This window comes from Corynebacterium lemuris, from assembly GCF_024919295.1.
Taxonomy (GTDB): Bacteria; Actinomycetota; Actinomycetes; order Mycobacteriales; family Mycobacteriaceae; genus Corynebacterium; species Corynebacterium lemuris.
In genome coordinates this window covers 299,287-321,134 of record NZ_JANWTC010000002.1, presented here as the reverse complement: position 1 = coordinate 321,134, position 21,848 = coordinate 299,287, and the positions used below count along the sequence as shown (strand labels likewise).

The window sequence follows — 21,848 nt, the reverse complement described above, 5'->3', positions numbered from 1 at the left end:
GGTGACAGGCCTGAGCCGGTTCCGCTTCCCCGATCCCGGAGGACCATCCACCATGAATATGCAGCTGCCGCTCTCCGACGCCCGCGAAGTGGACGAGGCACCCGTCCTCAACGCGGCCATCATCCCGCATGCGCTCCGCCACGGGGCCATCCACGGCGCCCTGGGTTCGCGCCGGGTCGGCGAGTCGATGATCCTCATCGCCCCGCACAACCCCCTCCCCCTGCTTGATGAGGTCAAGGCCAGGGCCGGGACCTTCGAGGTGACCTACCTGCAGGAGGGACCCCGCGACTGGCGCCTGAAGTTCACGCGAACCGCCTGAAAAGCCCTGTAGAAAGGTTAGAATCGGGGTATGCCCTCCCCATCGGTACGTCACGGCGTCCGCCTCGTCTGGCAGGGCATGGACAGCCCCCACCCGCAGACCCCCGCACAGCTGGGCCCCCTGCACCGGCACCACCGCTCCGGCACCGAGCCGGTCGCGGCCCTGGGCGCGCACGACAACCTCATCCTGCGCGGTGACAACCTGCCCGCGCTGCAGGCGCTGGCCCCGCTACTCAGTGGCACGGTGCGGCTGGCCTACATCGATCCGCCCTACAACACGGGCAGTTCGGACTACCTCTATACCGACCGGCGCAGCCGGGCGGACTGGCTGAGTTTCATGCACGAGCGGATCGGGGCCGCCCTGCCCCTGCTCCGCGACGACGCCGTCTTCATCCTCCAGTGCAGCTTCCACCAGTCCGCCTACCTCGAGGTGATGCTCGACCAGTTCGAGGGACTGCACAAGGTCGCCGTCCTCCACGCCCTGGTCCGCCACCCCGACCGGACACTGACAGCGGACAAACAGTTCCACGACGTCGTCGAGCAGATCCTCGTCTACTCCCGCGACCCCGACTTCCGCATGCCCGGCCGACGGCGGGAACGCGACCTGAGCGACTACCGCTGGCGGGTCGAGGTCACCGGCCCCGGCACACCGACCGTCCTCGGCGGGCGAGAATGCACCATCTACCCGCCGGAGGCCTGGCGCAAGGTCGACGTCACGCCCGGGGAGGGGATGTTCCGCACCCACTCCATCCGGGGTTCCCTGCGGGAGAAGAACTCCTCGGGGCGCTTCTGGGTCGCCCACCTGGAGCCGCTCGACCTGGCCCCGATGACACTCATCGAGGTCCCCGGCATCGGCGCGGACGGCCTGGGCCGCCGCTACTTCCACACCCCGCGTAACGGCAACCGCAACGGCTCCTACTTCCAGGGCGTGCCGCTCTCTCCGGACCACACGTGCCTGCCCCACCCCAATTTCCTCGATGTCCACGCGGCCTATAACCGGGTCGCCGCGGAAGGCGGGGTCAGCTTCCGCAACGGCAAGAAACCGGAGGCGCTGCTGCGGCTGCTCATCGAACGCTTCACGGAGCCGGGCGACACGGTGCTGGACTACCACCTGGGTTCGGGCACCACCTCGGCGGTGGCCCATAAGCTCGGGCGCCGCCACATCGGCATCGAGCAGCGCGAGTGGGCCGAGACCGTCGCCCTGCGGCGGCTGCGCGGGGTCATCGGGGGTGAACAGTCCGGCATCTCCGCCGATGTGGGCTGGGCCGGCGGGGGCAGCGTGGTCTACGGCGAGCTGGCGCGGGACTGATTCAGCCGAGGCGTTCGAAGATGTTCGGCAGCAGGGGGCAGACCACGCCGAGAGTGTCGCGGACCCCGCCGGTGGAGCCAGGGGAATTGATGATCAGCGCATCCGTCGGACCCCGGCCGGTCAACCCGATCAGCGCCCGGGACAGGCCCGCCTGATGGGTGGACGCCAGCCCCTGGATGAGCACCTGGGTGACCAGCCCGTCGAGACGGACCTCAAGCAGCGGGGCGGTGGCCTCCGGGGCCTGGTTGCGGGGTCCGAGGCCGGTGCCGCCCACGGTGACGATGACGCGGTGGGTGGCGACGCGGGCGTCAGCAAGCGCCCGGGATACAGCCTGCACCCCCTCCTCGACCACAACGATCCCGGCCGGAACCCCGGCCTCCGCGAGCAGCCCACAGGCCAGCGGGCCGGCGGTGTCCCTGCGTTCCCCGCTGAGGATGCGGTCGGAGGTGACGATGACCATACCGGTCAGGCGGGAGGTCATATCCAGTCCTTTCTACAGCACGGCAGTGTGATCCGTGCCATAGTGTAGGGCAGGGGTACGGGCCCCCGGCCACGGGGTGCCCGGACCACCGGTGACATTGTTAAACATAAGGAAATGGGGCGCCCCTCCGTCTCCAATTAAACATCAGAAAACCTGCGCGAACCGCTGAAAACGCAGGACAAAGGTTATACCGTCGTATTTAGCACAGATTTTCCTTGAATAAACGCCCCCTGTTCAGTGAGGATCAGCAATGAGTACAACGCTCGACACGCAAGGCAGGGTCCTGCACGGCTGGGACCCTGAGAACGAAGAGACCTGGGACTCCTCCATCGCGTGGCGCACCCTGTGGATCTCCACGATCATCCTCTTCATCGGCTTCGCCACCTGGTACCTGGTCTCCGCCATCGCCCCGGTCCTCAACTCGATCGGCTTCGACCTCTCCACCACCCAGCTCTACTGGCTGACCTCCATCCCGGGTCTGGCCTGCGGCCTGTTCCGCCTCGTATTCATGTTCCTGCCCGCCACCATGGGCACCCGCCGCCTGGTCACGATGTCCTCGCTGCTGTTCATCATCCCCATGCTCGGCTGGTACTTCGCCGTCCAGAACACCAACACCCCCTACTGGTGGCTGCTCGTCCTCGCCTTCCTCACCGGTATCGGCGGCGGCGTGTTCTCCGGCTTCATGCCCTCCACCGGCTACTTCTTCCCCAGGCGCCTCTCCGGCACCGCCCTGGGTCTGCAGGCCGGGCTGGGCAACTTCGGCATGTCCTTCATCATGCTCGTCGCCCCGTGGCTGATGGGTGTCACCCTCCTGGGCATCGGCTTCGTGGCCCCGCAGCGCTCCGGCGAAGGCGAGGCGCTGTTCGTCCACAACCCGGCCATCCTCATGGTCCCCTGGGCGGTCGTCATGGCCGCCGTTGCCTGGATCTACCTCAAGGACGTTCCGGTCAAGGCGAATTTCCGCGAGCAGATCGACATCTTCAGCAACCGCAACACCTGGTTTCTGACCATCATCTACCTGATGACCTTCGGTGCCTTCTCCGGATTCGCGGCCCAGCTCGCGCTGATCATCAACAATGTCTTCGGCTCCGGTTCCGAATTCGCCGCCACCTACGCCGCCGAGGACCTGCCCCGCGGCGCGACCTACGCCTTCATCGGCCCCTTCATCGGTGCGCTCGTCCGCGCCCTGTGGGGCCCGTTGTGCGATAAATTCGGCGGCGCGATCTGGACCTTCATCGGCGGTGTGGGTATGACCATCTTCACCGCGATCGCCGCCCTCTTCCTCACCCCGGATTCGCCGGACGAGTACATCTGGTTCCTCGGCTCGATGCTCATCATGTTCTTCTTCACCGGCCTGGGCAACGCCGGCACCTTCAAGCAGATGCCGATGATCCTGCCCAAGCGGCAGTCCGGCGGCGTGATCGGCTGGACCGGCGCAGTGGGTGCCTTCGGCCCCTTCATCGTCGGTGTCCTGCTGTCCCTGATAGCACCCGTCATCTTCTTCTGGGGCTGCGTCGTCTTCTTCGCCTTCGCCACCGCCCTCACCTGGATCTTCTACGCCCGCCCCAACGCCCCGCACCCTGGCTGACCGCCCCCACCGCACGAAGTACCACGAGACCAAGCGCAAAGGATCACCCCATGACCACCACGACCGCAAACCCGCTGTTCAAGTTCGGGAGCTTCCTGCGTAAAGGCCAGATGACCGACAGTGGCCAGCAGCTGTTCCTCAAGGGAGGCCGCCAGGCGGACATCTTCTACCGCAACCGCTGGTCCTTCGACAAGATGGTGCGGTCCACCCACGGGGTGAACTGCACCGGCTCCTGCTCCTGGAAGGTCTACGTCAAGGACGGCGTGATCACCTGGGAATCCCAGGCCGTGGACTATCCCTCGACCGGACCGGACATGCCCGACTACGAGCCCCGCGGTTGCCCCCGCGGCGCCTCCTTCTCCTGGTACACCTACTCCCCGACCCGTGTCCGCTACCCCTATGCCCGCGGCGTGCTGGTGGACATGTACCGGGAGGCCAGGGCCCGGCTGGGTGATCCGGTGCTGGCCTGGCGCGAGATCGTGGAGACGCCTGAGAAGCGCGAGGCGTACGTCTCCCAGCGCGGCAAGGGCGGGCTGATCCGCATCAACTATGAGGAGGCCATCGAGATCGCGGCGGCCGCCCACACCTACACCATCCGCCAGTACGGCCCCGACCGGATCGCAGGTTTCACGGTCATTCCGGCGATGTCACAGGTCTCCTACGGTGCCGGCACCCGCTTCCTGCAGATGATCGGCGGGGTGGCCCTGTCCTTCTACGACTGGTATGCGGACCTGCCGCCGGCCTCCCCGCAGACCTTCGGTGACCAGACCGACGTCCCGGAGTCAGGTGACTGGTACAACTCCTCCTACCTGATGATGTGGGGCTCGAACATCCCGGTCACCCGCACCCCGGACTCCCACTTCATGGTGGAGACCCGCTACAACGGCACCAAGGTGGTCGTTGTCTCCCCCGATTTCGCCGACAACACCAAATTCGCCGACGAGTGGATGCGGATCAACCCCGGCACCGACGCCGCCCTGGCCTTCGCCATGGGCCATGTCATCCTCTCCGAGTTCCACGTGGGCAAGAAGACCCCGTACTTCATCGACTACATGCGCAAATACACCGACGCCCCCTTCCTCATCACCCTGGACGAGCGGGGGGACGGCACGGTGACGCCGGGCAAATTCCTCACCGCCTCGCTTCTCGACGCCGACGGCACCCATGCCGGTCTGCAGGGCTCCGCCAACGCCACCCACCGCCTGCTCACCATGCAGCCCGACGGCACCGTGGCCGATCCTGGCGGCACCATTGCCGACCGTTACGGCGAGGACGGGGTGGGCAAATGGAACCTGCGCCAGGACGGCGTCGAATCCGTCATGTCCGTGGCCGACACCGGTACCTTCGACACCGCGGAGGTGCTCTTCCCCCGCTTCGACCTCGACGCGGACCCCGAGGATGTCCAGGGCACCGGCCCCATCGGCGCCGGCATCGTCCACCGCGGCGTGCCCTACCGGGTGGTCGACGGGAAGAAGGTCACCACCGTCTTCGACCTCATGCTCGCCCACTACGGTGTCGCCCGCCCGGAGCTCAACCTGCCGGGCCAGTGGCCCACCGACTTCCACGACGTGAGCTCCCCGGGCACCCCCGCCTGGCAGGAGGAGCTGACCGGTGTGCCCGCCAACGCCGCAATCCGCATCGGCCGGGAATTCGCCCAGAACGCGGACGACTCGCAGGGCCGCAGCCAGATCATCATGGGCGCCGGCGTCAACCACTATTTCCACGCCGACAACATCTACCGCACCTTCCTGGCCCTGACCTCAATGTGCGGCACCCAGGGCGTCAACGGCGGCGGCTGGGCCCACTACGTCGGCCAGGAGAAGCTGCGCCCGATGAACGGCTGGTCCCAGTACGCCTTCGCCCTGGACTGGCAACGCCCGCCGCGCCAGATGATCACCACCGGCTTCTTCTACCTGACCACCGACCAGTGGCGCTACGACAACTCGAAGGCCTCCCGCCTGGCCTCCCCGCTGGCCAACCGCGGCGTGGTCGGCGACAAGATGCTCTCCGACACGCTCATCGAGTCGATGAAACGCGGCTGGATGCCCGCCTACCCGCAGTTCAACCGCAACGTGCTTCTGCTGGCCGATGAGGCCGAGGCCAAGGGCATGGACATCAAGGATTATGTGGTCTCTGAGCTGGAGAGCGGCAACATGCAGTTCGCCGCTGAGGACCCGGACGCCCCGGAGAACTGGCCCCGCATCCTGCTCAACTGGCGCACCAACCTCATGGGTTCCTCAGCCAAGGGCACGGAGTTCTTCCTGCGCCACATGCTCGGCGTGGACTCCGACGCCACCGCGACAGAGCTCGAGGAACATGAGCGTCCCGAATCGATCAGATGGCGGGAGGAGGCCCCCACCGGCAAGCTCGACCTGATGCTGACCACGGACTTCCGCAACACGTCAACGACGCTGGTCTCCGACATCGTCCTGCCGGCAGCCACCTGGTACGAGAAGCACGACCTGTCCACCACGGACATGCACCCGTTCATCCACTCCTTCAACGCGGCGATCAACCCGCCCTGGGAGGCCCGCACCGACTTCGAGGTCTTCCGGGACCTCTCACGCGCCGTCTCAGAGCAGGCGGTGCGCTGGCTGGGCACCCAGACCGACATCATCACCGCGCCTCTGGGTCACGACTCCCCCGACGAGCTCAGCATGCCCAACGGCGTCGTCCCGGATCTGGCGGAGACCGGGCTGGTCCCGGGCCAGACAATGGCCAAGCTCATCCCCGTCGAACGCGACTACACCCGCATCCACGAGAAGTGGCTGCACCTGGGCCCGCTGACCGGTGAAAAGGGTACCGGTGTGCACGGCACGCCCTACAACGTGGCCAAACAGGTCGAGGAGCTCGCCGTGAAGAACGGCACCTCCGAGACCCTCTCGGCCGGGGAACGCCCCGACCTGGACACCGACATCAAGGTCATCGAGATGATCCTGCACCTGTCGGGGGTGTCCAACGGTGAGGTCGCCGCGGAGGGCTTCCGCAACCAGGGGGCGCGTGTGGGCACCGACATGTCGGACCTCATCGCCGGCCACGAGGGAACGCGCATCGACTGGGACCGGGTGAAGGAACGCCCGGTGGAGGTGATCACCTCACCGGAGTGGAGCGGTGACAAACGCAACGGCCGCCGCTACACGGCCTTCTCCATCAACATCGAGTATGACAAGCCCTTCCACACCCTGTCGGGGCGCATGCACTACTACCTCGATCACGACTGGTTCCTCGATTACGGCGAGGCTCTGCCCGTCTTCCGTCCGCCCCTGGACCGGCTCCACCTCAACGGGGAGACCAACCCGGGCCAGCTGGTCACCGGTGAGGACGGCAACCCCGAGGTCACCGTCCGCTACCTCACCCCGCACAACAAGTGGTCGATCCACTCGCAGTACTTCGACAACCTGCATGTGCTGTCGATCTCCCGTGGCGGCCAGGTGGTGTGGATGTCGAACAAGGACGCCGAGAAGGTCGGCATCGCCGACAACGAGTGGATCGAGCTCTACAACCGTAACGGTATCGTCTCCGCCCGCGCGATCGTCTCCCACCGCATCCCGGAGGGCACGGCGATCATGAACCACGCGCAGGAGCGCACCGTCGGCACCCCGCTCAATGAGGGGACCGGCCGCCGCGGCGGCACCCACAACTCCCTGACCCGAATCATGATCAAACCGGTGCACGTGGCGGGCGGCTACGGCCATCTGACCTACGGCTTCAACTACATCGGCCCCACCGGAAACAACCGCGACGAGGTCACCCGGATCCGTCGCCGCTCCCAGGAGGTGCAGTTCTAATGAAGGTTATGGCCCAGATCGCCATGGTCATGAACCTGGACAAGTGCATCGGCTGCCATACCTGTTCGGTCACCTGCAAGCAGGCCTGGACCAACCGCGAAGGCACCGAGTACATCTGGTTCAACAACGTCGAGACCCGCCCCGGAGTCGGTTATCCCCGGGGCTGGGAGGACCAGGACAAATGGGAGGGCGGCTGGGTCCGCACCTCCTCCGGGAAGCTCAAGCCCCGGGCGGGCGGGCGCCTGTCCAAGCTGTTCAACATCTTCCACAACCCGAAACTGCCGACCATCCACGACTACTACGAGCCGTGGACCTACGAATACGACAAGCTGCTGGCGGTGCCGGGCAACCAGAACACCCAGCCCACCGCCCGGCCGGTCTCCCAGCTCGACGGCCGGGAGATGAACACGATCAGCTGGTCCTCCAACTGGGACGACAACCTCGGCGGCTCCACCGCCACCCTGGACGAGGACCCGGTCCTGCACCAGATGAACCTGGACGTGCGCAAGGAGATCGAGGACTCCTACATGTTCTACCTTCCGCGCATCTGCGAGCACTGCATCAACCCGACGTGTGTGTCCTCCTGCCCCTCCGGTGCGATGTACAAGCGTGCCGAGGACGGCATCGTCCTGGTCGACCAGGACCAGTGCCGCGGCTGGCGCATGTGCGTGTCCGGCTGCCCGTACAAGAAGGTCTATTTCAACCACAAGTCCGGCAAGGCCGAGAAGTGCACCCTGTGTTACCCGCGCATCGAGGTCGGCCAGCCGACCGTGTGCTCGGAGACCTGCGTCGGCCGCCTGCGTTACCTGGGTGTGCTGCTCTACGACGCCGACCGCGTCGCCGAGGCTGCGGCCACCGAAAATCCGCAGGACCTCTTCGAGGCGCAGAAGGACATCCTGCTCGACCCGCACGACCCCCGGGTCGTGGCCGCCGCACAGCAGGCCGGCATCCCGCACTCGTGGATCGACGCCGCGCAGCAGTCCCCCATCTGGGACCTCATCTTCACCTACGAGGTCGCGCTGCCGCTGCACCCGGAGTACCGCACCCTGCCCATGGTCTGGTACATCCCGCCGCTGTCCCCGGTCGTCGACGCCGTCACCGCCTCCGGCAACGACGGCGAGGACGACAAGGTGCTGTTCACGGCCCTGTCCACGATGCGCATCCCGCTCGAGTACCTCGCCGGGTTGTTCACCGCCGGTGACACCGCACCCGTCGAACGCTCGCTGCGGCGCCTGGTGGCGATGCGTTCCTACATGCGCGACATCAACCTGGGCAACGAACCGCAGGAACGCATCGCGGAGGCCGTCGGGATGACGGGCAAACAGATCCGGAAGATGTACCGCCTGCTGGGCATCGCCAAATACGATGACCGCTACGTCATCCCCACCGCCTCCCCGGAGTCCCCGCGCGGCATCACCTCGCTCGACCCCTTCGGCGACATCGACCCGGCGGATGCCTTCCTCGACATGCCCGACCTGGGCGAGGGCGCCCCGGAGGCCTGCACCAGCCACGCCGCGGAGCCGGCGGGCAAGGTCTCCCTGCTCAGCTGGACCGGCGACCGACCGGAGGGGATGTTCCCGCCCCGCAGGGACGGCAAACCCCACACCACCAAGGACTGATCGCGATGGCACGCAACCACGTCGGGCCCATCCCCGACGACATCACCCGCCCGGTGCGGGTGAGTGATAACCAGCGCCGCACCGTGGCCATGGCCGCCTCCCTGCTGCTGGACTACCCGAGCGAGGACTTCGGCGAGAAGATCGCGGCCGTCGACACGCATCTCGAGCAACTGCCTCCGGCCATCGCGGAGCAGTTCGCGGCCTTCACCGACGCCGCCCGCGCCATGGGGCGCCGCGGGGTGGAGGAGCACTACGTGGAGACCTTCGACCAGCGCCGGCGCTGTTCCCTGTTCCTGTCCTACTACTCCGTCGGCGACACCCGCACCCGCGGCACCGCCATCCTCGCCTTCCGGCAGGCGCTGGAACAGCTCGGCTTCCAGGAGCAGCGGGAGGAACTCCCCGACCACCTCTGCGTGGTGCTCGAGGCCGTCGCCCTGTCGGAGGGGAGGCAGCACGCCCAGACCGTGGAACTGCTCGCCGCCCACCGCGACGGCCTTGAGGTCCTGCGCACGGCGCTGACCACCTTCAACTCCCCCTTCGCGCACCTCATCATCGCCGTGGCGATGGCGCTGCCGAAAATCGACGCGGAGACCACCCACAGCTACCTCGATCTCATTCGTTCGGGGCCGCCGGCGGAACTCGTCGGCATCGGCACCCCCCTGCCCTTCCCCACCGCTCAACCGGATATCCCCTAGGACACAACCATGGACAATTTCGATGTTTTCCTGTGGGTGGCCTTCCCCTGGCTGGCGATCGCGGCCTTCGTCATCGGCATCATCTGGCGTTGGCGCACCGACCAGTTCGGCTGGACCACCCATTCCTCGCAGATCTACGAATCAAAGCTCCTCCGACTGTCGTCCCCGCTGTTCCACTGGGGCATCGTCTTCGTCATCATCGGCCACCTCATGGGCCTGGCCATCCCGAAGTCCTGGACCCAGGCCGTGGGCATCAGCGACGCCACCTACCACCTCATCGCCACCTACCCGGGCACCCTGGCCGGCATCGCCGCGCTGCTGGGCCTGGCGGGGCTGATCTACCGGCGGGTGGTCAACCGGACGGTCTTTCTGGCCACGTCCCGCTCCGACAAGGTCATGTACCTGCTGCTCGGCGCGGCGCTGGTCTCCGGGTTCTTCGCCACGGTCACCCTCCAGCTCTTCGGCAGCGCACACGGCTACGACTACCGTGAGACCATCTCGCCGTGGCTGCGCCAGCTGCTGGTCTTCCAGGCCCAGCCCGAGCTCATGGCCGATGTGCCGTGGCAGTTCAAGGTCCACGTCATCGCCGGTTTCACCATCATCGCGGTGTGGCCGTTCACCCGCCTGGTGCACGCCTTCTCCGCGCCGGTCGGCTACGTCACCCGCCCCTACGTGGTCTACCGCTCGCGCGACACCCGCACCGGCCCGGTGAAGGAGCACGTCGCCTGGGAGCCGGTCCGTTCCCACACCGAGCAGCTCGACGAGCGCAACCAGACCCCCTCCCGCGGGGCCTGAGCGGCACAGACCTGCAGCACATCAGGGGCCGGTACGTTAACGTCTGACGTACCGGCCCCTGAACTATTCCCACCTGAAAGGTGCCCTCATGCGTCTGCCCCGTGCCGCCGGCCTCATCGCTCCCGCCGCCGGCCTGCTGCTGGTCAGCTGCGCCACCGACTCGGATTCCGAGGCCGGGGCGGACTCCCTGACCGTCCTCGGCGCCTCCTCCACCCGCGTGCTCAACGATGATTTCCAGACGCTGACTGATGCGGAGCTGGACTTCGTCAACGCCGGTTCCTCCACCCTCGTCCAGCAGCTGGCGGACGGCTCCCCGGGTGATGTCCTCATCACCGCCGACCGCGCGAACATGGACAGAGCCGTGGAACAGGGACTGGTCGGGGATCCGCGCGCCGTGGCCGTGAACACCCTGGTCATGGTCGTGCCCGCAGGCAACCCCGCGGACATCGGCTCCGTGGACGATCTGGCGGGCACCACCTTCGTCCTCTGTGACCCGCAGGTCCCCTGCGGTGCGGCATCCGGGGCCATCATCGCGGACACCGGCATCGTGGCTGAACCCGCCTCCCTGGAGCACCAGGTCGCCGACGTGCTGGGCAAGGTCGTCTCCGGTGAGGCCGACGCCGGCTGGGTCTACCGCACCGACGCCCTCTCCGCGGGCGCGGATGTCGAGGTCATCGAGATCCCCGGCAGCGGGGACCAGCCCAACGCGGTCGTCGCCGCGGTGACCACCGCAGGCGCGGACAAGCAGGCCGCCACCGATTTCGTCGACGCCCTGGCTGACGACGAGATGGTCGACATCTGGACCGGGCACGGGTGGACCCCGGCCAACTGAACGTGAAACCCGCCCCCACCCGCACACCGGTCGCGGTGACGCTGCTCGCCGTCACCGCCCTCGTCCTCATCCTCGGCCCCATCCTCGCGCTGGGCGTCCGCGTCCCCTGGGAACGCTTCGGTGAGGTGCTCACCAGCCCCACCACCGCCGAGCTGCTCCGTGTCACGCTGCTCTCTGCGGTGTGGGCCACCGTGCTGACCACCCTGCTTGGTGTGCCGCTGGCGCTGGCGATCCAGGGCTGGCCGCGCGGGGGCAGGCTCATTCGGCTGCTGGTCATGCTGCCGTTGGCGATGCCACCGGTGGTCGCCGGCCTGGCGCTCACCGCGGCGGTGGGCAGACGCGGGATCACCGCCCCGCTTCTTGACGCCCTCGGCCTCCAGTTCGCCTTCGCCTTCCCCGGCGTCGTGCTCTCCCACATTTTCATCGCCCTGCCTTTTGTCGTGGTCACCGTCGATTCAGCGCTGCGCCAGATCGACCCGGAGATCCCGGCGAGTGCGGCCGGCCTGGGTATGCGGCCCCGGGAGATCCTCCGGAAAGTCACCCTGCCTGCCGTCGCCCCGGCCGTGGCCACCGGCGCCGGCCTGGCTTTCGCCCGTTCCCTGGGGGAATTCGGCACCACACTGACCTTCGCCGGATCCATGCCCGGCGTCACCCGCACCATGCCGCTGGGTATCTACCTGGAACGCGAGACCGATCCGGGCAGCGCCAACGCCCTCGGCGCGATCCTCATCTTCCTCGCCGTCCTCGTCCTCGCACTCGCTGCCCTGCCTGCCGCCCTGCGGCGCACACCGCAGCCCTGCGCCCGGCGGATCGGGGAACTCGACACCGATGAGCTGCGTATCCTCACCGCTCCCGGGTCCGGTGGGGTACCCGTCACCGCCGACGGCACCGTCTTCCCCGCCGAGCGCATCACCGCCGTCGTCGGACCCAACGGCTCGGGCAAGACCACACTGATGGGGATGATCGCCGGGCGGCTGCGGGGCGTGGAGATCTCCGTCGGTGACCGTCCCGTCGACGGCCGACGCTTCGTGCCGGCCGCCGAACGCGGCGTGGTGCTGCTGACCCAGCGCCCCGGCCTACCGCGGACCACCACCGTCGCGGGTGCGGTGACCATGGCCACCCGCGACCCCGTGTTGACCGGGAAACTCCTGTCGGCGGCCGGGTTGGCTGAGCTGGCGGAGGTCTCCGTGCCGGCGCTCTCCGGGGGGCAGGCCGCCCAGGTTGCCCTGGTCCGCGCCCTGGGGACCCGACCGGCGGTGCTCATCCTCGATGAGCCGCTGGCCGCCATCGACGTCGCCTCCGCCACCCGCTGGCGCCGGCTGCTGCGTGCCGCCGCGCAGGACCGCACCACCCTGCTGGTCACCCACGATGCCGTCGACGTGGCCACCCTCTCCGAGCATCTGGTGGTCCTCGAACGGGGTGAGGTCGCCGCCGCCGGCCCCACCGCGGAGCTTCTCGACGTCCCACCCAATGATTTCCTCGCTGAGCTGGCCGGACTGTCCCGGATAGTCGGCACCGTCACGGCCCGGGAGGTTGACACGGTCACTATCCAGGGGACAGAATTGACCGTGACAGGTACTTTTGCCGGTGCGGTGGACGATGAGCTGCAGCCGGGTGATCCGGCGGTCGCGGTGTTCCCGCCCGAGGCCACCGCCCTGCGGCTACCCGCTGGTGGCGGGGAGCCGCAGGAATCAACACGTAACATCTGGCGTGGGCGGGTCGATTCAGTAGTTGCCTCGACCACCCGGACAGGGACGATGGTGACGGTCTCGATCGGCACCACCCGGCTCCACGTGCCGGTCACGCGTCGCTCCGCGCTCACGCTCGGTCTGGAACCGGGCACGGCCGTCGACTGCGTGACCAAGGCCCTGGCCGTACGTGTTCATCCGGCCAACCGGAGATAACAGGAGGAAGATCCCACATGGTGGACGCACCAGCACCGCGCCCGTCCGTCGAGCTGTTCTCGGACGCGCTGCCGCTCAGCGTCAAACAGCGGGAGGTCCTCGACGTGCTGCAGACCTTCCCGCACGGAGCCCGCTCCGCCGAACTCGCGGAAAAACTGGGGATGCACGTCAACACCGCCCGCGGCCACCTCGATGAGCTGGTCAGCCGCGGCGCGGTCCGGGTCGCCACCACCCAGTCCGAAGGGCGCGGCCGGCCCTCCCTCGTCTTCCAGGTCCGGGTCCCCGACAACCGGGCCGTGGTCAACGAATACGTCTCCCTGGTGGAGGTCCTCACCAGCGCCCTGGCGGGCACCGGTTCCCTCACCCCGGAGATCCTCGAGCAGGCCCGGCAGCTCGGCCGGGACTGGGCCCGCCGGATGAACGAGGAGGGACGTACCCCCGCCAACGAGGCGGATATCCTCCAACAGCTCTACATCAAGCTCCGCGACATGGGTTTCGATCCCACGGTCGCCCGCCCGGCTGATGCATCGGACGGCCTCGGCCAGCTCTCCCTGCACTCCTGCCCCTTCGTCACCGAGGGCAAACCCCGCCCGAGTGCTTTCATCTGCGCCCTCCACGAGGGTTTCCTGCAGGAGGCCACGGGTTCCGGACCCGGCCGGGAATCAGGACCGGTCTTCCTGACGCTGCTGCCCTACGCCGACAACGGGGCCTGCGTGGTGCGCGTGAACCAGGAGGACGGGGCCACGCCGGAAGGCTGAGAGCCTCCCAGGCTGTTCCTGATAATCGCCGGTGATTCCGTCGCTGACCACCACTTTCATGTCATGATGAAAGCAGCCGTCCCCATCCGGGGCACCGCTGCTGTTCCAGTTCCAGAATCAGACGCGACAGTGAGGAACGAGGCTGCTCCCCTCCCCCCGCTCCTCGCGTGAGGAGAACCGATGTCGGACACGATTGAAGGCAGGGAAGAATCACTGTGGACGGCCACCACGCCGCGCACGGACTATCCGGAGCTGGCGGGTGATGACACCGTCTATGACCTGGCCGTGGTCGGCGGCGGGATCACCGGCATCGTCGCGGCCCACCATGCGCAGCGGCGCGGGCTGCGGACCGTGCTCATTGACAAGGCCCGGCTGGCCGAGTGGACGACCGGTGGCACCACCGCAAAGCTGACCTCCCAGCACTACCTCATCTACGACCATCTCATCGCCCGCCACGGTAAAGAGGTCGCACAGGCCTACGCGGACGCCAATCAGCGGGGCATCGACCGGGTCGAGGCCATCAGCGCGGAGCTCGGCATCGACTGTGAGTTCTCCCGCCGGGATGCCTTCGTCTACAGCCGGCGGGAGGAACGCATCCCCGAGCTGCATGCTGAAGTCGAGGCCGCGGTCTCGCTCGGTCTGCCGGCCAGCTTCGAGACGGAGACCGGGCTGCCCTTCGACATCGCCGGGGCGGTGAAATTCGCCGGGCAGGCCCAGTTCCACCCCAGGAAATTCCTGCTCCCACTCGCGGAGGAGTTCCGTAGTCGTGGCGGGGTGATCTACGAGGAGACGAAGGCCACCGACATCATCCCCGGGGAGCCGCACACCGTCCCCACGGACAAGGGGGACCTGAAGGCACGGCATGTGCTGCAGGCCAGCGGCGAACCCTTCTGGCGCCGGGACCTCTTCGAGGGTTTCATGTGGCTGAAGATGTCCTATGCCCTGGCGGTGCAGTTGAAGGAGGGCAGTGACTACCCCGCAGGCATGTATGTGACCACCGAGGAGCCGATGCGCACCATCCGCACCGCCTACCACGAGGACAGGCCGGTCCTGGTCTTCGGTGGCGAGAGCCACGAATACGACGACGACACCTTCGACATGGATGCCCGCCACCGCACCCTCATCGAGGACGTCCGCGAACGCTATGACGTGGAACAGGTGCTCTACCGTTGGCTGGCCGGCGACTACATGCCCTACGACCGGATGCCCTACATCGGTGCCCTACCCGGCCACCCGAACATCCACGTGATCACCGGCTACCGGGCCTGGGGGCTGGCCTGGGCATTGTCCGCCGCGGAGGCCGTGGTGGCCGACATCGCCGGAGAACCCGAGGACTGGGTCGCGCCCTTCAGCCCCGCCCGGCTGGCGGAGCCGATCCCCGAATCCGAACGCACCCACGGGTTCTGAGAAGGCTCAGGCCCGCGACGACTCCACGCGGACCGGGCCGGCGACCTCCAGCTCGTGGATCTTGAGGCCGGCCTCGCGTGCCTGGTCGAGGATCTTCTCGGAGACAGGCTCGGTGGACAGCACCATGATGGTCGGGCCGGCACCGGAGAGGTAGGCGGCGTAGCCGCGGTTGCGCAGACGGTTGACCCACTCTGCGGTGACCGGCAGGACATCGGCCCGGTAGGGCTGGTGGAGCCGGTCGCGGGTGCCCTCCCAGAGCAGTTCGGGGTGCTTCTGCAGGGCCACGGTCATCACGGCCACCCGCGACACGTTGAAGCGGGCATCGGTGTGGGTGACGTGGCTGGGCAGGACCCGGCGCACGGCCTGCGTGGAGGCGTGGAAGTCCGGGACCAGCGCAGTCGCGCGGATCCGCGGGTCGACCTCGACGGCGACCGCCTTGTAACCCGGCTGCGAGCCGTCGACGGGGGTGGTGGTCCAGGAGACCACGGCGGAACCGAGGACGGAGGCTGCAGCATTGTCCGGGTGGCCCTCGAAGGCGGAGGACAGCTGCACCACCTGGTCGGTGGTCAGCGGGTTACCGGCCAGCGCATTCGCGGCGACCACCCCCGCCACGGCGGCCGCGGCGGAGGAACCGAGCCCACGGGACTGCGGGATGGCGTTGGTGCAGACCACGCGCAGGCCCGGGGCCTGGGCCCCGGCGGCGTTGAGGCCCGACCGGATGGCCTTGACCACCAGGTGGGAACCGTCGCGGGGCAGGTCATCCTCACCCTCCCCGTAGACCTCGACCTCGAGGCCACCCTCGGTGACCTCGACCTCGACGGTGTCGTAGAGGCCGACGGCCAGGCCCAGGGTGTCGAAACCGGGTCCCAGGTTGGCTGAGGAACCGGGGACGGTGACGGTGGCCCGGGTGCCCACCTCGAGCTCGATGCTCATGAGTGTTCTGTCCTTTGTCTGTAGTGCTAGATCAGTCGGATGACGCTGTTGACGGCCTTGACCGCGGAGGTCTGCTTCAGCTCCTGGACGGTGGCGTCGAGGTCGGCCTCGCGCGCCGAGTGGGTGACCACGATGAGGCGGGCGTTCTCCCCGGACTCCTCCTGGCGGACGGTCTTGAGGGAGATGTTGCGGGCCGCGAAGATGGCGGAGAGCTCGGCGAGGACACCGGTGCGGTCCTCGACCTCCATGTCGATGTGGTAGCGGGTGGTCACGTCGCCGAAGTCCGCGATGGGCAGGTTGGCGTAGGTGTTCTCTCCCGGGGCGCGGCCGCCGTGGACCTTGTTGCGGGCAGCGCCGACGAGGTCACCGAGCACGGCGGAGGCGGTCGGGGCGCCACCGGCACCGTTGCCGTAGAACATGAGGCGGCCGGCTGCCTCAGCCTCGACGAAGATGGCGTTGTAGGACTCGTTGACCGAGGCCAGCGGGTGGTCGGCCGGCACGAGCGTCGGGTGGACGCTGGCGGCGACGGACTCGACTCCGGCCTCGTCGGCGACGCGCTCGCAGATGGCCAGCAGCTTGATCACGTAGCCGGCGTTGCGGGCGGCCTCGATGTCCTCGGCGGTGATCTTGGTGATGCCCTCGCAGTGGACGTCGTCGAACTTCACACGGGTGTGGAAGCCGAGGGAGGCGAGGATGGCGGCCTTGGATGCGGCGTCGTGGCCCTCGACGTCGGCGGTCGGGTCGGCCTCGGCGTAGCCCAGGCGGGTGGCCTCGGCGAGCGCGTCCCCGTAGGTGGCGCCGGTGGACTCCATGGCATCGAGGATGAAGTTGGTGGTGCCGTTGACGATGCCGGAGATGCGCAGGATGTTGTCGCCCGCCAGGGAACGGCGCAGCATGCCCACCACCGGGATGGCGGCGGCGACGGCGGCCTCGAAATAGAGGTCGACGTTGGCGGCGTCGGCGGCGTCGGCAAGCTCATCGGCGTGCGCGGCGACCAGGGCCTTGTTGGCGGTGACGACGGACTTGCCGGCGCGCAGGGCCGCGAGCACGAGCTCACGCGGGTAGTCGATGCCGCCGATGACCTCGACGACGATGTCGACGTCCTCGCGGTTGATCAGGCTCATCGCGTCATCGGTGAGCAGGGCGGCGTCCACCCCCTCACGCGGCTTGGACAGATCCGATACGGCCACACCCTTGAGCTCCAGCGGACCGCCGATACGGTGCGCCAGAGCATCCGAGTACTCACCCATGAGACGCAGCACCTCAGAACCGACGGTGCCGTGGCCGAGGATGGCGACACCAACCGGCTCGCCGACTCCCTTGCCGGGGTTGTACGTGGGCTGCTTGTTCTGGGTCATTGTTCTCCTGGGTCGTGTCGCAAGTCCGTGACGGAAACTTTCCTGGTCCAGCCTAGCGGGGCCGGTACCGTTCCTCAGTGCCCGGGCACCGGTGCCGGGGCATACCGGGCCAGTCTAGTCCACCCCGGTCAGCGGTCACGATCGTGGCACAGTTGGCATGGAGCACTCGACGGGACATTCACATTCTCTTATGCTGAGGAAATATCAGGTGTGTTCTACGTCGGGAAGGGGCCACGTGTCAGTCCGTTCTTTTTTTGCTGCGGCCCTCCTCCTCAGCCTCCCGCTCATGAACGTCCCCTCCGCCGCCGCCTCCGAGGTCGTCGTCGCGGGAGATTCCTGCACCGTGATCCACACCCCCGCAGAACACGAGGAGGTCCTCGCCCTCACCGGTGTGTTCGCCGCGAACTGGTCCGCCGAGATCCTCCGCGACATCCCCGCCACCCGCGATGACATGGCCACTGCCCGCAGCTGGCACGCCGACAAGGCCTCCGACGAACTCGCGGACATGCCCGGGCACATCCGCGCCGCCGTTGACCGGGTCAACCTCGCCGGCCAGCGGGTGGGATACCGGGACGATGAAGCCACCGCTCCCCTGCGCGTGCTCGTCGACCGCAATGACGAGCGGGCCGCGGGCATCACCTGGGGGACCTTCACTGCCGTGGAGGCACGTCAGCGTCTGGCCGCCGCCCGCAGCACCGGTGCCCCCGCCATGCTCAGCGGCACCCGGGAGAACCTCTCCGTCCCCGCCGATGAATCATGGCGGCGCGCCTGGGAACGCACACCGGGTGCCCGGGCCGAGGCCGACGCCTCCCACACGGAACTTCGCATGTGCATCGGCCAGACCTCCGGCACCGTGGACCGCACCACCGCAAAGGCCATGGACACTGAGGCCCCGGTGACTTCCATGGTCCTCGGGGTGCCCACCGGCAGGATCCACAGCCTCACCGTCCTGCGCCTGCTTGAGGAGGTCACCGGCATCCTGCCGTGACTCCCGGGGAGCCCCGGGTGGCTCTCTCCTCTTAACCGGCTCAGGCCTCGAGCGCGAGGATGTCCTCGACGGTCTCGCGGCGCAGCATGAGCTTGGTCTTGCCGGCGCGGACGGCGATGACGGGCGGGCGACCGAAGGCGTTGTAGCGGCTGGACATCGCGTAGGCGTAGGCACCGGTGGCGGCCATGGCCATCAGGTCGCCGGTCTCGATGTCGGAGGGGAACTGCGCGTCGCGGACCAGGATGTCACCGGATTCGCAGTGGGAGCCGACGAGGCGGGAGGGGATGCCCGGGGCCTCGGTGAAGCGGCTGACCACGCGGGCGTCGTAACGCGAGTCGTAGAGCGCGGGGCGGATGTTGTCGGACATACCGCCGTCGACGGAGAGATAGCGGCGGGTGACACCCTCGTCGACGGTGACGTCCTTGACGGTGCCGACCTCGTAGACGGTGACGGTGCCGGGGCCGGCGATGGCGCGGCCGGGTTCGACGAGGACGGTGGGGGCGTCGATACCCAGCTCGGCGGCGGTCTTGGCCACGGCGGTGAGCAGATCGTGGGCGACCTCGTCGACGTCGAGGGCCTCCTCGTCCTCGGTGTAGGCGATGCCGTAGCCGCCGCCGAGGTCGAGTTCGGGCAGCTGGACGCCGAGCTCGCGGTGGATCCGCGAGTAGAGGGCCAGGACGCGGTCGGCGGCCATGGTGAAGCCGGTGGCGTCGAAGACCTGGGAGCCGACGTGGCAGTGGAGGCCGACAAGCTCGAGGTTCGGGGCCCGCACGGCGGCCTCGGCGGCGCGGAAGGCCGAACCGGAGGCCAGGGAGAAGCCGAACTTCTGGTCCTCGTGGCTGGTGGCGATGGCCTCGTGGGTGTGGGCCTCGATGCCCGGCTTCACGCGGATCATCACCTGCTGCACACGCTGCTCAGCGGCGGCGATGCAGTCGAGGAGGACGAGTTCCTGCTCGGAGTCGAGGACGACGTGGCCCACACCTGCCTGCACGCAGGCGCGCAGGAAGTCCGCGCCCTTGTTGTTGCCGTGGGCGGTGATGCGCCCGGCCGGGAAATCGGCGGCCTGGGCGATCTTCAGCTCGTTGAGGGAGGCGACGTCCAGGGACAACCCCTCCTCGTCGACCCAGCGGGCGATGGTGCGGGTGAGGAAGGCCTTGGAGGCGTAGTGGACGTTCTCCGGGCCGCCGAAGGCGCGAGCCATGTCCTGGCAGCGGGAACGGAAGTCGTCCTCGTCGACGACGAAGACGGGGGTGCCGTACTCCTCGGCGATCTCCGGCAGGGGCACCCCGGCGATGGTGACCACGCCGTCCTCCTGGCGGACGGCGTTGCGGGGCCAGACGTGTGCCGGCAGATCGTTGAAGTCGGTCATCAACTACATCCTCTCCGGTGCCGTGACACCGACCAGGCCGAGCGCGTTGGCCAGGGTCTGGCGGGTTGCCGCGGCGAGTGCCAGGCGGGCGGGGTGGATCGGGGCGGCCTCTTCGTCGGCCTTGGGCAGGATCTGGCAGTTGTCGTAGAAGCGGTGGAAGACACCCGCCAGTTCCTCGGCGTAACGGGCGATACGGTGCGGTTCGCGCAGTTCGGCGGCAGCCAGCACGACGGCCGGGAACTCACCCAGGGTGCGGATGAGGTCGCCCTCGCGCTCGTGTGTGAGCAGGAAGTAGTCGGCGTTCTCGTAGGTCACGCCCACTTCGGCGGCCTTGCGGGCGATGGAGCACAGGCGTGCGTGTCCGTACTGCACATAGTAGACGGGGTTGTCGGAGGACTGGGAGGCCCACAGCGCCAGGTCGATGTCCAGGGAGGAGTCGACCGAGGAACGGATGAGCGAGTAGCGGGCGGCGTCGATGCCGATCGCCTCCACCAGGTCGTCGAGGGTGATCACGGTGCCGGCGCGCTTGGACATGCGCACGGCCTGTCCGTCGCGCAGCAGGTTGACCATCTGGCCGATCATGACCTCAACCTGGTCCGGGTCGTAGCCCAGCGCTGCGGCCGCGGCCTTGAGGCGGGCGACGTAACCGTGGTGGTCAGCACCCAGCATGTAGATGCACAGGGTGTGGCCGCGGTCGAATTTATCGGCGACATACGCGATGTCACCGGCGATGTAGGCGGCCTCACCGTCGGACTTGATCACGACGCGGTCCTTGTCGTCACCGAAGTTGGTGGAACGCAGCCACCAGGCGCCCTCGGATTCGTAGAGGTTGCCGTTGTCCTTGAGCGTCTGCACGGCCTTGTCCACCGCGCCGGACTCGAAGAGGGAATTCTCGTGGAAGTAGACGTCGAAGTCGGTGCCGAACTCGTGGAGGGATTCCCGGATGTGCCCGAACATCATCTCCACGCCGATGGCGCGGAAGGTCTCCTGCGGGTCCCCGGTGCTCAGCGCATCCGGCTGCTTCTCGACGACCGCCGCAGCGATCTCGCCGATGTAGTCCCCGCCGTAGCCGTCCTCCGGGGTGGGCTCACCCTTGGCGGCGGCCAGCAGGGAGCGGGCGAAGCGGTCGATCTGGCCACCGTGGTCGTTGAAGTAGTACTCGCGGGTGACCTCCGCACCGGCGGCGGTGAGCACCCGGCCCAGGGAATCGCCGACGGCGGCCCAGCGGGTGCCACCGAGGTGGATGGGGCCGGTCGGGTTGGCGGAGACGAACTCCAGGTTGATCTTCTCGCCGGCGAAGCGGTCCACGTGGCCGAAGCGCTCCCCCGCCTCGAGGATCTTCGCCACGATCTCACCCTGCGCGGCGGCGGCCAACCGGATGTTGAGGAAACCCGGGCCGGCGATCTCGGCGGAGTCGACGGCTGCGTCGGCCACGAGGGCCTCGGCAAGCCAGGTCGCCAGCTCACGCGGGTTGGTGCCCACCTTCTTGGCCACCTGCAGGGCCAGGTTGGTGGCGTAATCGCCGTGCTCGGGGTTGCGGGGGCGCTCGACCACGACCTGCTCGGGTAAGACAGAAATATCGAGGTCGCGGGACGCCAGCACTTCGGTGGCGGTCTCCCGGATGAGGGACGCAAGATCAGCAGGTGTCATGGGCAGAAAGTGTAGTGCACTGACAGGAGGCTCTCATATTCCGCTCACCCGCCGGG

At 68.0% G+C, this 21,848-nt stretch carries 17 protein-coding genes; 12 read left to right on the top strand and 5 right to left on the bottom strand.

The genetic code is table 11. The annotated features are described in order from the left end of the window. The first annotated feature begins 58 nt into the window (after positions 1-58). Positions 59-319, top strand: a complete 261-nt coding sequence (locus tag NYP18_RS04855) for a DUF2249 domain-containing protein (RefSeq protein ID WP_259427132.1) — start codon at positions 59-61, stop codon at positions 317-319. Between the two features lie 30 nt (positions 320-349). After that, on the top strand, positions 350-1,627 hold the full coding sequence (locus tag NYP18_RS04850) for a DNA methyltransferase (RefSeq protein ID WP_259427048.1): 1,278 nt from the start codon (positions 350-352) through the stop codon (positions 1,625-1,627). 1 nt (position 1,628) lies between these two features. On the opposite strand, the gene NYP18_RS04845 is transcribed toward NYP18_RS04850, so the two are convergent. After that, a complete protein-coding gene (locus NYP18_RS04845; protein WP_259427047.1) occupies positions 1,629-2,108 on the bottom strand; it encodes a molybdopterin-binding protein in 480 nt (159 codons plus the stop codon). 250 nt (positions 2,109-2,358) lie between these two features. Between NYP18_RS04845 and NYP18_RS04840 the strand changes: the two genes are divergently transcribed. The 9 genes from NYP18_RS04840 to NYP18_RS04800 all read left to right on the top strand — a co-directional run bounded on the left by NYP18_RS04840 (position 2,359) and on the right by NYP18_RS04800 (position 15,494). Further along, positions 2,359-3,696 carry a nitrate/nitrite transporter gene (locus tag NYP18_RS04840; RefSeq protein WP_259427046.1) on the top strand — a complete coding sequence of 446 codons (1,338 nt, stop codon included), beginning with the start codon at positions 2,359-2,361 and terminating at the stop codon, positions 3,694-3,696. A 50-nt stretch (positions 3,697-3,746) separates the two neighbouring features. After that, the gene (locus NYP18_RS04835) at positions 3,747-7,484 is read left to right on the top strand and encodes a nitrate reductase subunit alpha (RefSeq protein ID WP_259427045.1); all 3,738 of its coding nucleotides are present in this window, start codon (positions 3,747-3,749) and stop codon (positions 7,482-7,484) included. Further along, positions 7,484-9,103, top strand: coding sequence for a nitrate reductase subunit beta (narH, locus tag NYP18_RS04830; RefSeq protein WP_259427044.1), 1,620 nt, complete (start codon positions 7,484-7,486; stop codon positions 9,101-9,103). The genes NYP18_RS04835 and narH overlap by 1 nt, the downstream gene beginning before the upstream one ends. Positions 9,104-9,108: 5 nt before the next feature. Next, a complete protein-coding gene (gene narJ / locus NYP18_RS04825; protein WP_259427043.1) occupies positions 9,109-9,798 on the top strand; it encodes a nitrate reductase molybdenum cofactor assembly chaperone in 690 nt (229 codons plus the stop codon). A gap of 9 nt (positions 9,799-9,807) precedes the next feature. Then, positions 9,808-10,593 carry a respiratory nitrate reductase subunit gamma gene (narI, locus tag NYP18_RS04820; RefSeq protein ID WP_259427042.1) on the top strand — a complete coding sequence of 262 codons (786 nt, stop codon included), beginning with the start codon at positions 9,808-9,810 and terminating at the stop codon, positions 10,591-10,593. Between the two features lie 88 nt (positions 10,594-10,681). Next, a complete protein-coding gene (gene modA, locus NYP18_RS04815; protein WP_259427041.1) occupies positions 10,682-11,425 on the top strand; it encodes a molybdate ABC transporter substrate-binding protein in 744 nt (247 codons plus the stop codon). A gap of 2 nt (positions 11,426-11,427) precedes the next feature. Beyond that, on the top strand, positions 11,428-13,329 hold the full coding sequence (locus tag NYP18_RS04810) for an ATP-binding cassette domain-containing protein (protein ID WP_259427040.1): 1,902 nt from the start codon (positions 11,428-11,430) through the stop codon (positions 13,327-13,329). Positions 13,330-13,346: 17 nt separating this feature from the next. Beyond that, positions 13,347-14,087, top strand: coding sequence for a helix-turn-helix transcriptional regulator (locus tag NYP18_RS04805; protein ID WP_259427039.1), 741 nt, complete (start codon positions 13,347-13,349; stop codon positions 14,085-14,087). Positions 14,088-14,267: 180 nt separating this feature from the next. Further along, entirely contained in the window at positions 14,268-15,494 is a 1,227-nt protein-coding gene (locus NYP18_RS04800) for an NAD(P)/FAD-dependent oxidoreductase (protein ID WP_259427038.1), read from the top strand. Positions 15,495-15,500: 6 nt separating this feature from the next. Here the strand turns inward: NYP18_RS04800 and thrB are convergent, their stop codons facing one another. Together thrB and NYP18_RS04790 are read right to left on the bottom strand one after the other, a co-directional pair. Then, positions 15,501-16,427 carry a homoserine kinase gene (thrB, locus tag NYP18_RS04795; protein ID WP_259427037.1) on the bottom strand — a complete coding sequence of 309 codons (927 nt, stop codon included), beginning with the start codon at positions 16,425-16,427 and terminating at the stop codon, positions 15,501-15,503. Positions 16,428-16,453: 26 nt separating this feature from the next. Beyond that, positions 16,454-17,785, bottom strand: a complete 1,332-nt coding sequence (locus tag NYP18_RS04790) for a homoserine dehydrogenase (protein ID WP_259427036.1) — start codon at positions 17,783-17,785, stop codon at positions 16,454-16,456. Between the two features lie 286 nt (positions 17,786-18,071). Between NYP18_RS04790 and NYP18_RS04785 the strand changes: the two genes are divergently transcribed. Continuing rightward, positions 18,072-18,773, top strand: coding sequence for a hypothetical protein (locus NYP18_RS04785; RefSeq protein WP_259427035.1), 702 nt, complete (start codon positions 18,072-18,074; stop codon positions 18,771-18,773). A gap of 40 nt (positions 18,774-18,813) precedes the next feature. Here NYP18_RS04785 and lysA read toward each other — a convergent pair whose 3' ends face one another. Together lysA and argS are read right to left on the bottom strand one after the other, a co-directional pair. Continuing rightward, complete coding sequence (gene lysA, locus NYP18_RS04780; protein ID WP_259427034.1) at positions 18,814-20,142, bottom strand: diaminopimelate decarboxylase; 1,329 nt, start codon at positions 20,140-20,142, stop codon at positions 18,814-18,816. Positions 20,143-20,145: 3 nt separating this feature from the next. After that, positions 20,146-21,792: an arginine--tRNA ligase gene (argS, locus tag NYP18_RS04775; protein ID WP_259427033.1), complete on the bottom strand. Its 1,647-nt coding sequence runs from the start codon at positions 21,790-21,792 to the stop codon at positions 20,146-20,148. Between the last annotated feature and the right edge of the window lie 56 nt (positions 21,793-21,848).

Coding starts and splice junctions, on each gene's coding strand:
- NYP18_RS04855 (WP_259427132.1), top strand. CDS start 59: ATGCAGCTGCCGCTCTCCGACGCCCGCGAAGTGGACGAGGCACCCGTC.
- NYP18_RS04850 (WP_259427048.1), top strand. CDS start 350: ATGCCCTCCCCATCGGTACGTCACGGCGTCCGCCTCGTCTGGCAGGGC.
- NYP18_RS04845 (WP_259427047.1), bottom strand. CDS start 2,108: ATGACCTCCCGCCTGACCGGTATGGTCATCGTCACCTCCGACCGCATC.
- NYP18_RS04840 (WP_259427046.1), top strand. CDS start 2,359: ATGAGTACAACGCTCGACACGCAAGGCAGGGTCCTGCACGGCTGGGAC.
- NYP18_RS04835 (WP_259427045.1), top strand. CDS start 3,747: ATGACCACCACGACCGCAAACCCGCTGTTCAAGTTCGGGAGCTTCCTG.
- narH (WP_259427044.1), top strand. CDS start 7,484: ATGAAGGTTATGGCCCAGATCGCCATGGTCATGAACCTGGACAAGTGC.
- narJ (WP_259427043.1), top strand. CDS start 9,109: ATGGCACGCAACCACGTCGGGCCCATCCCCGACGACATCACCCGCCCG.
- narI (WP_259427042.1), top strand. CDS start 9,808: ATGGACAATTTCGATGTTTTCCTGTGGGTGGCCTTCCCCTGGCTGGCG.
- modA (WP_259427041.1), top strand. CDS start 10,682: ATGCGTCTGCCCCGTGCCGCCGGCCTCATCGCTCCCGCCGCCGGCCTG.
- NYP18_RS04805 (WP_259427039.1), top strand. CDS start 13,347: ATGGTGGACGCACCAGCACCGCGCCCGTCCGTCGAGCTGTTCTCGGAC.
- NYP18_RS04800 (WP_259427038.1), top strand. CDS start 14,268: ATGTCGGACACGATTGAAGGCAGGGAAGAATCACTGTGGACGGCCACC.
- thrB (WP_259427037.1), bottom strand. CDS start 16,427: ATGAGCATCGAGCTCGAGGTGGGCACCCGGGCCACCGTCACCGTCCCC.
- NYP18_RS04790 (WP_259427036.1), bottom strand. CDS start 17,785: ATGACCCAGAACAAGCAGCCCACGTACAACCCCGGCAAGGGAGTCGGC.
- NYP18_RS04785 (WP_259427035.1), top strand. CDS start 18,072: ATGAACGTCCCCTCCGCCGCCGCCTCCGAGGTCGTCGTCGCGGGAGAT.
- lysA (WP_259427034.1), bottom strand. CDS start 20,142: ATGACCGACTTCAACGATCTGCCGGCACACGTCTGGCCCCGCAACGCC.
- argS (WP_259427033.1), bottom strand. CDS start 21,792: ATGACACCTGCTGATCTTGCGTCCCTCATCCGGGAGACCGCCACCGAA.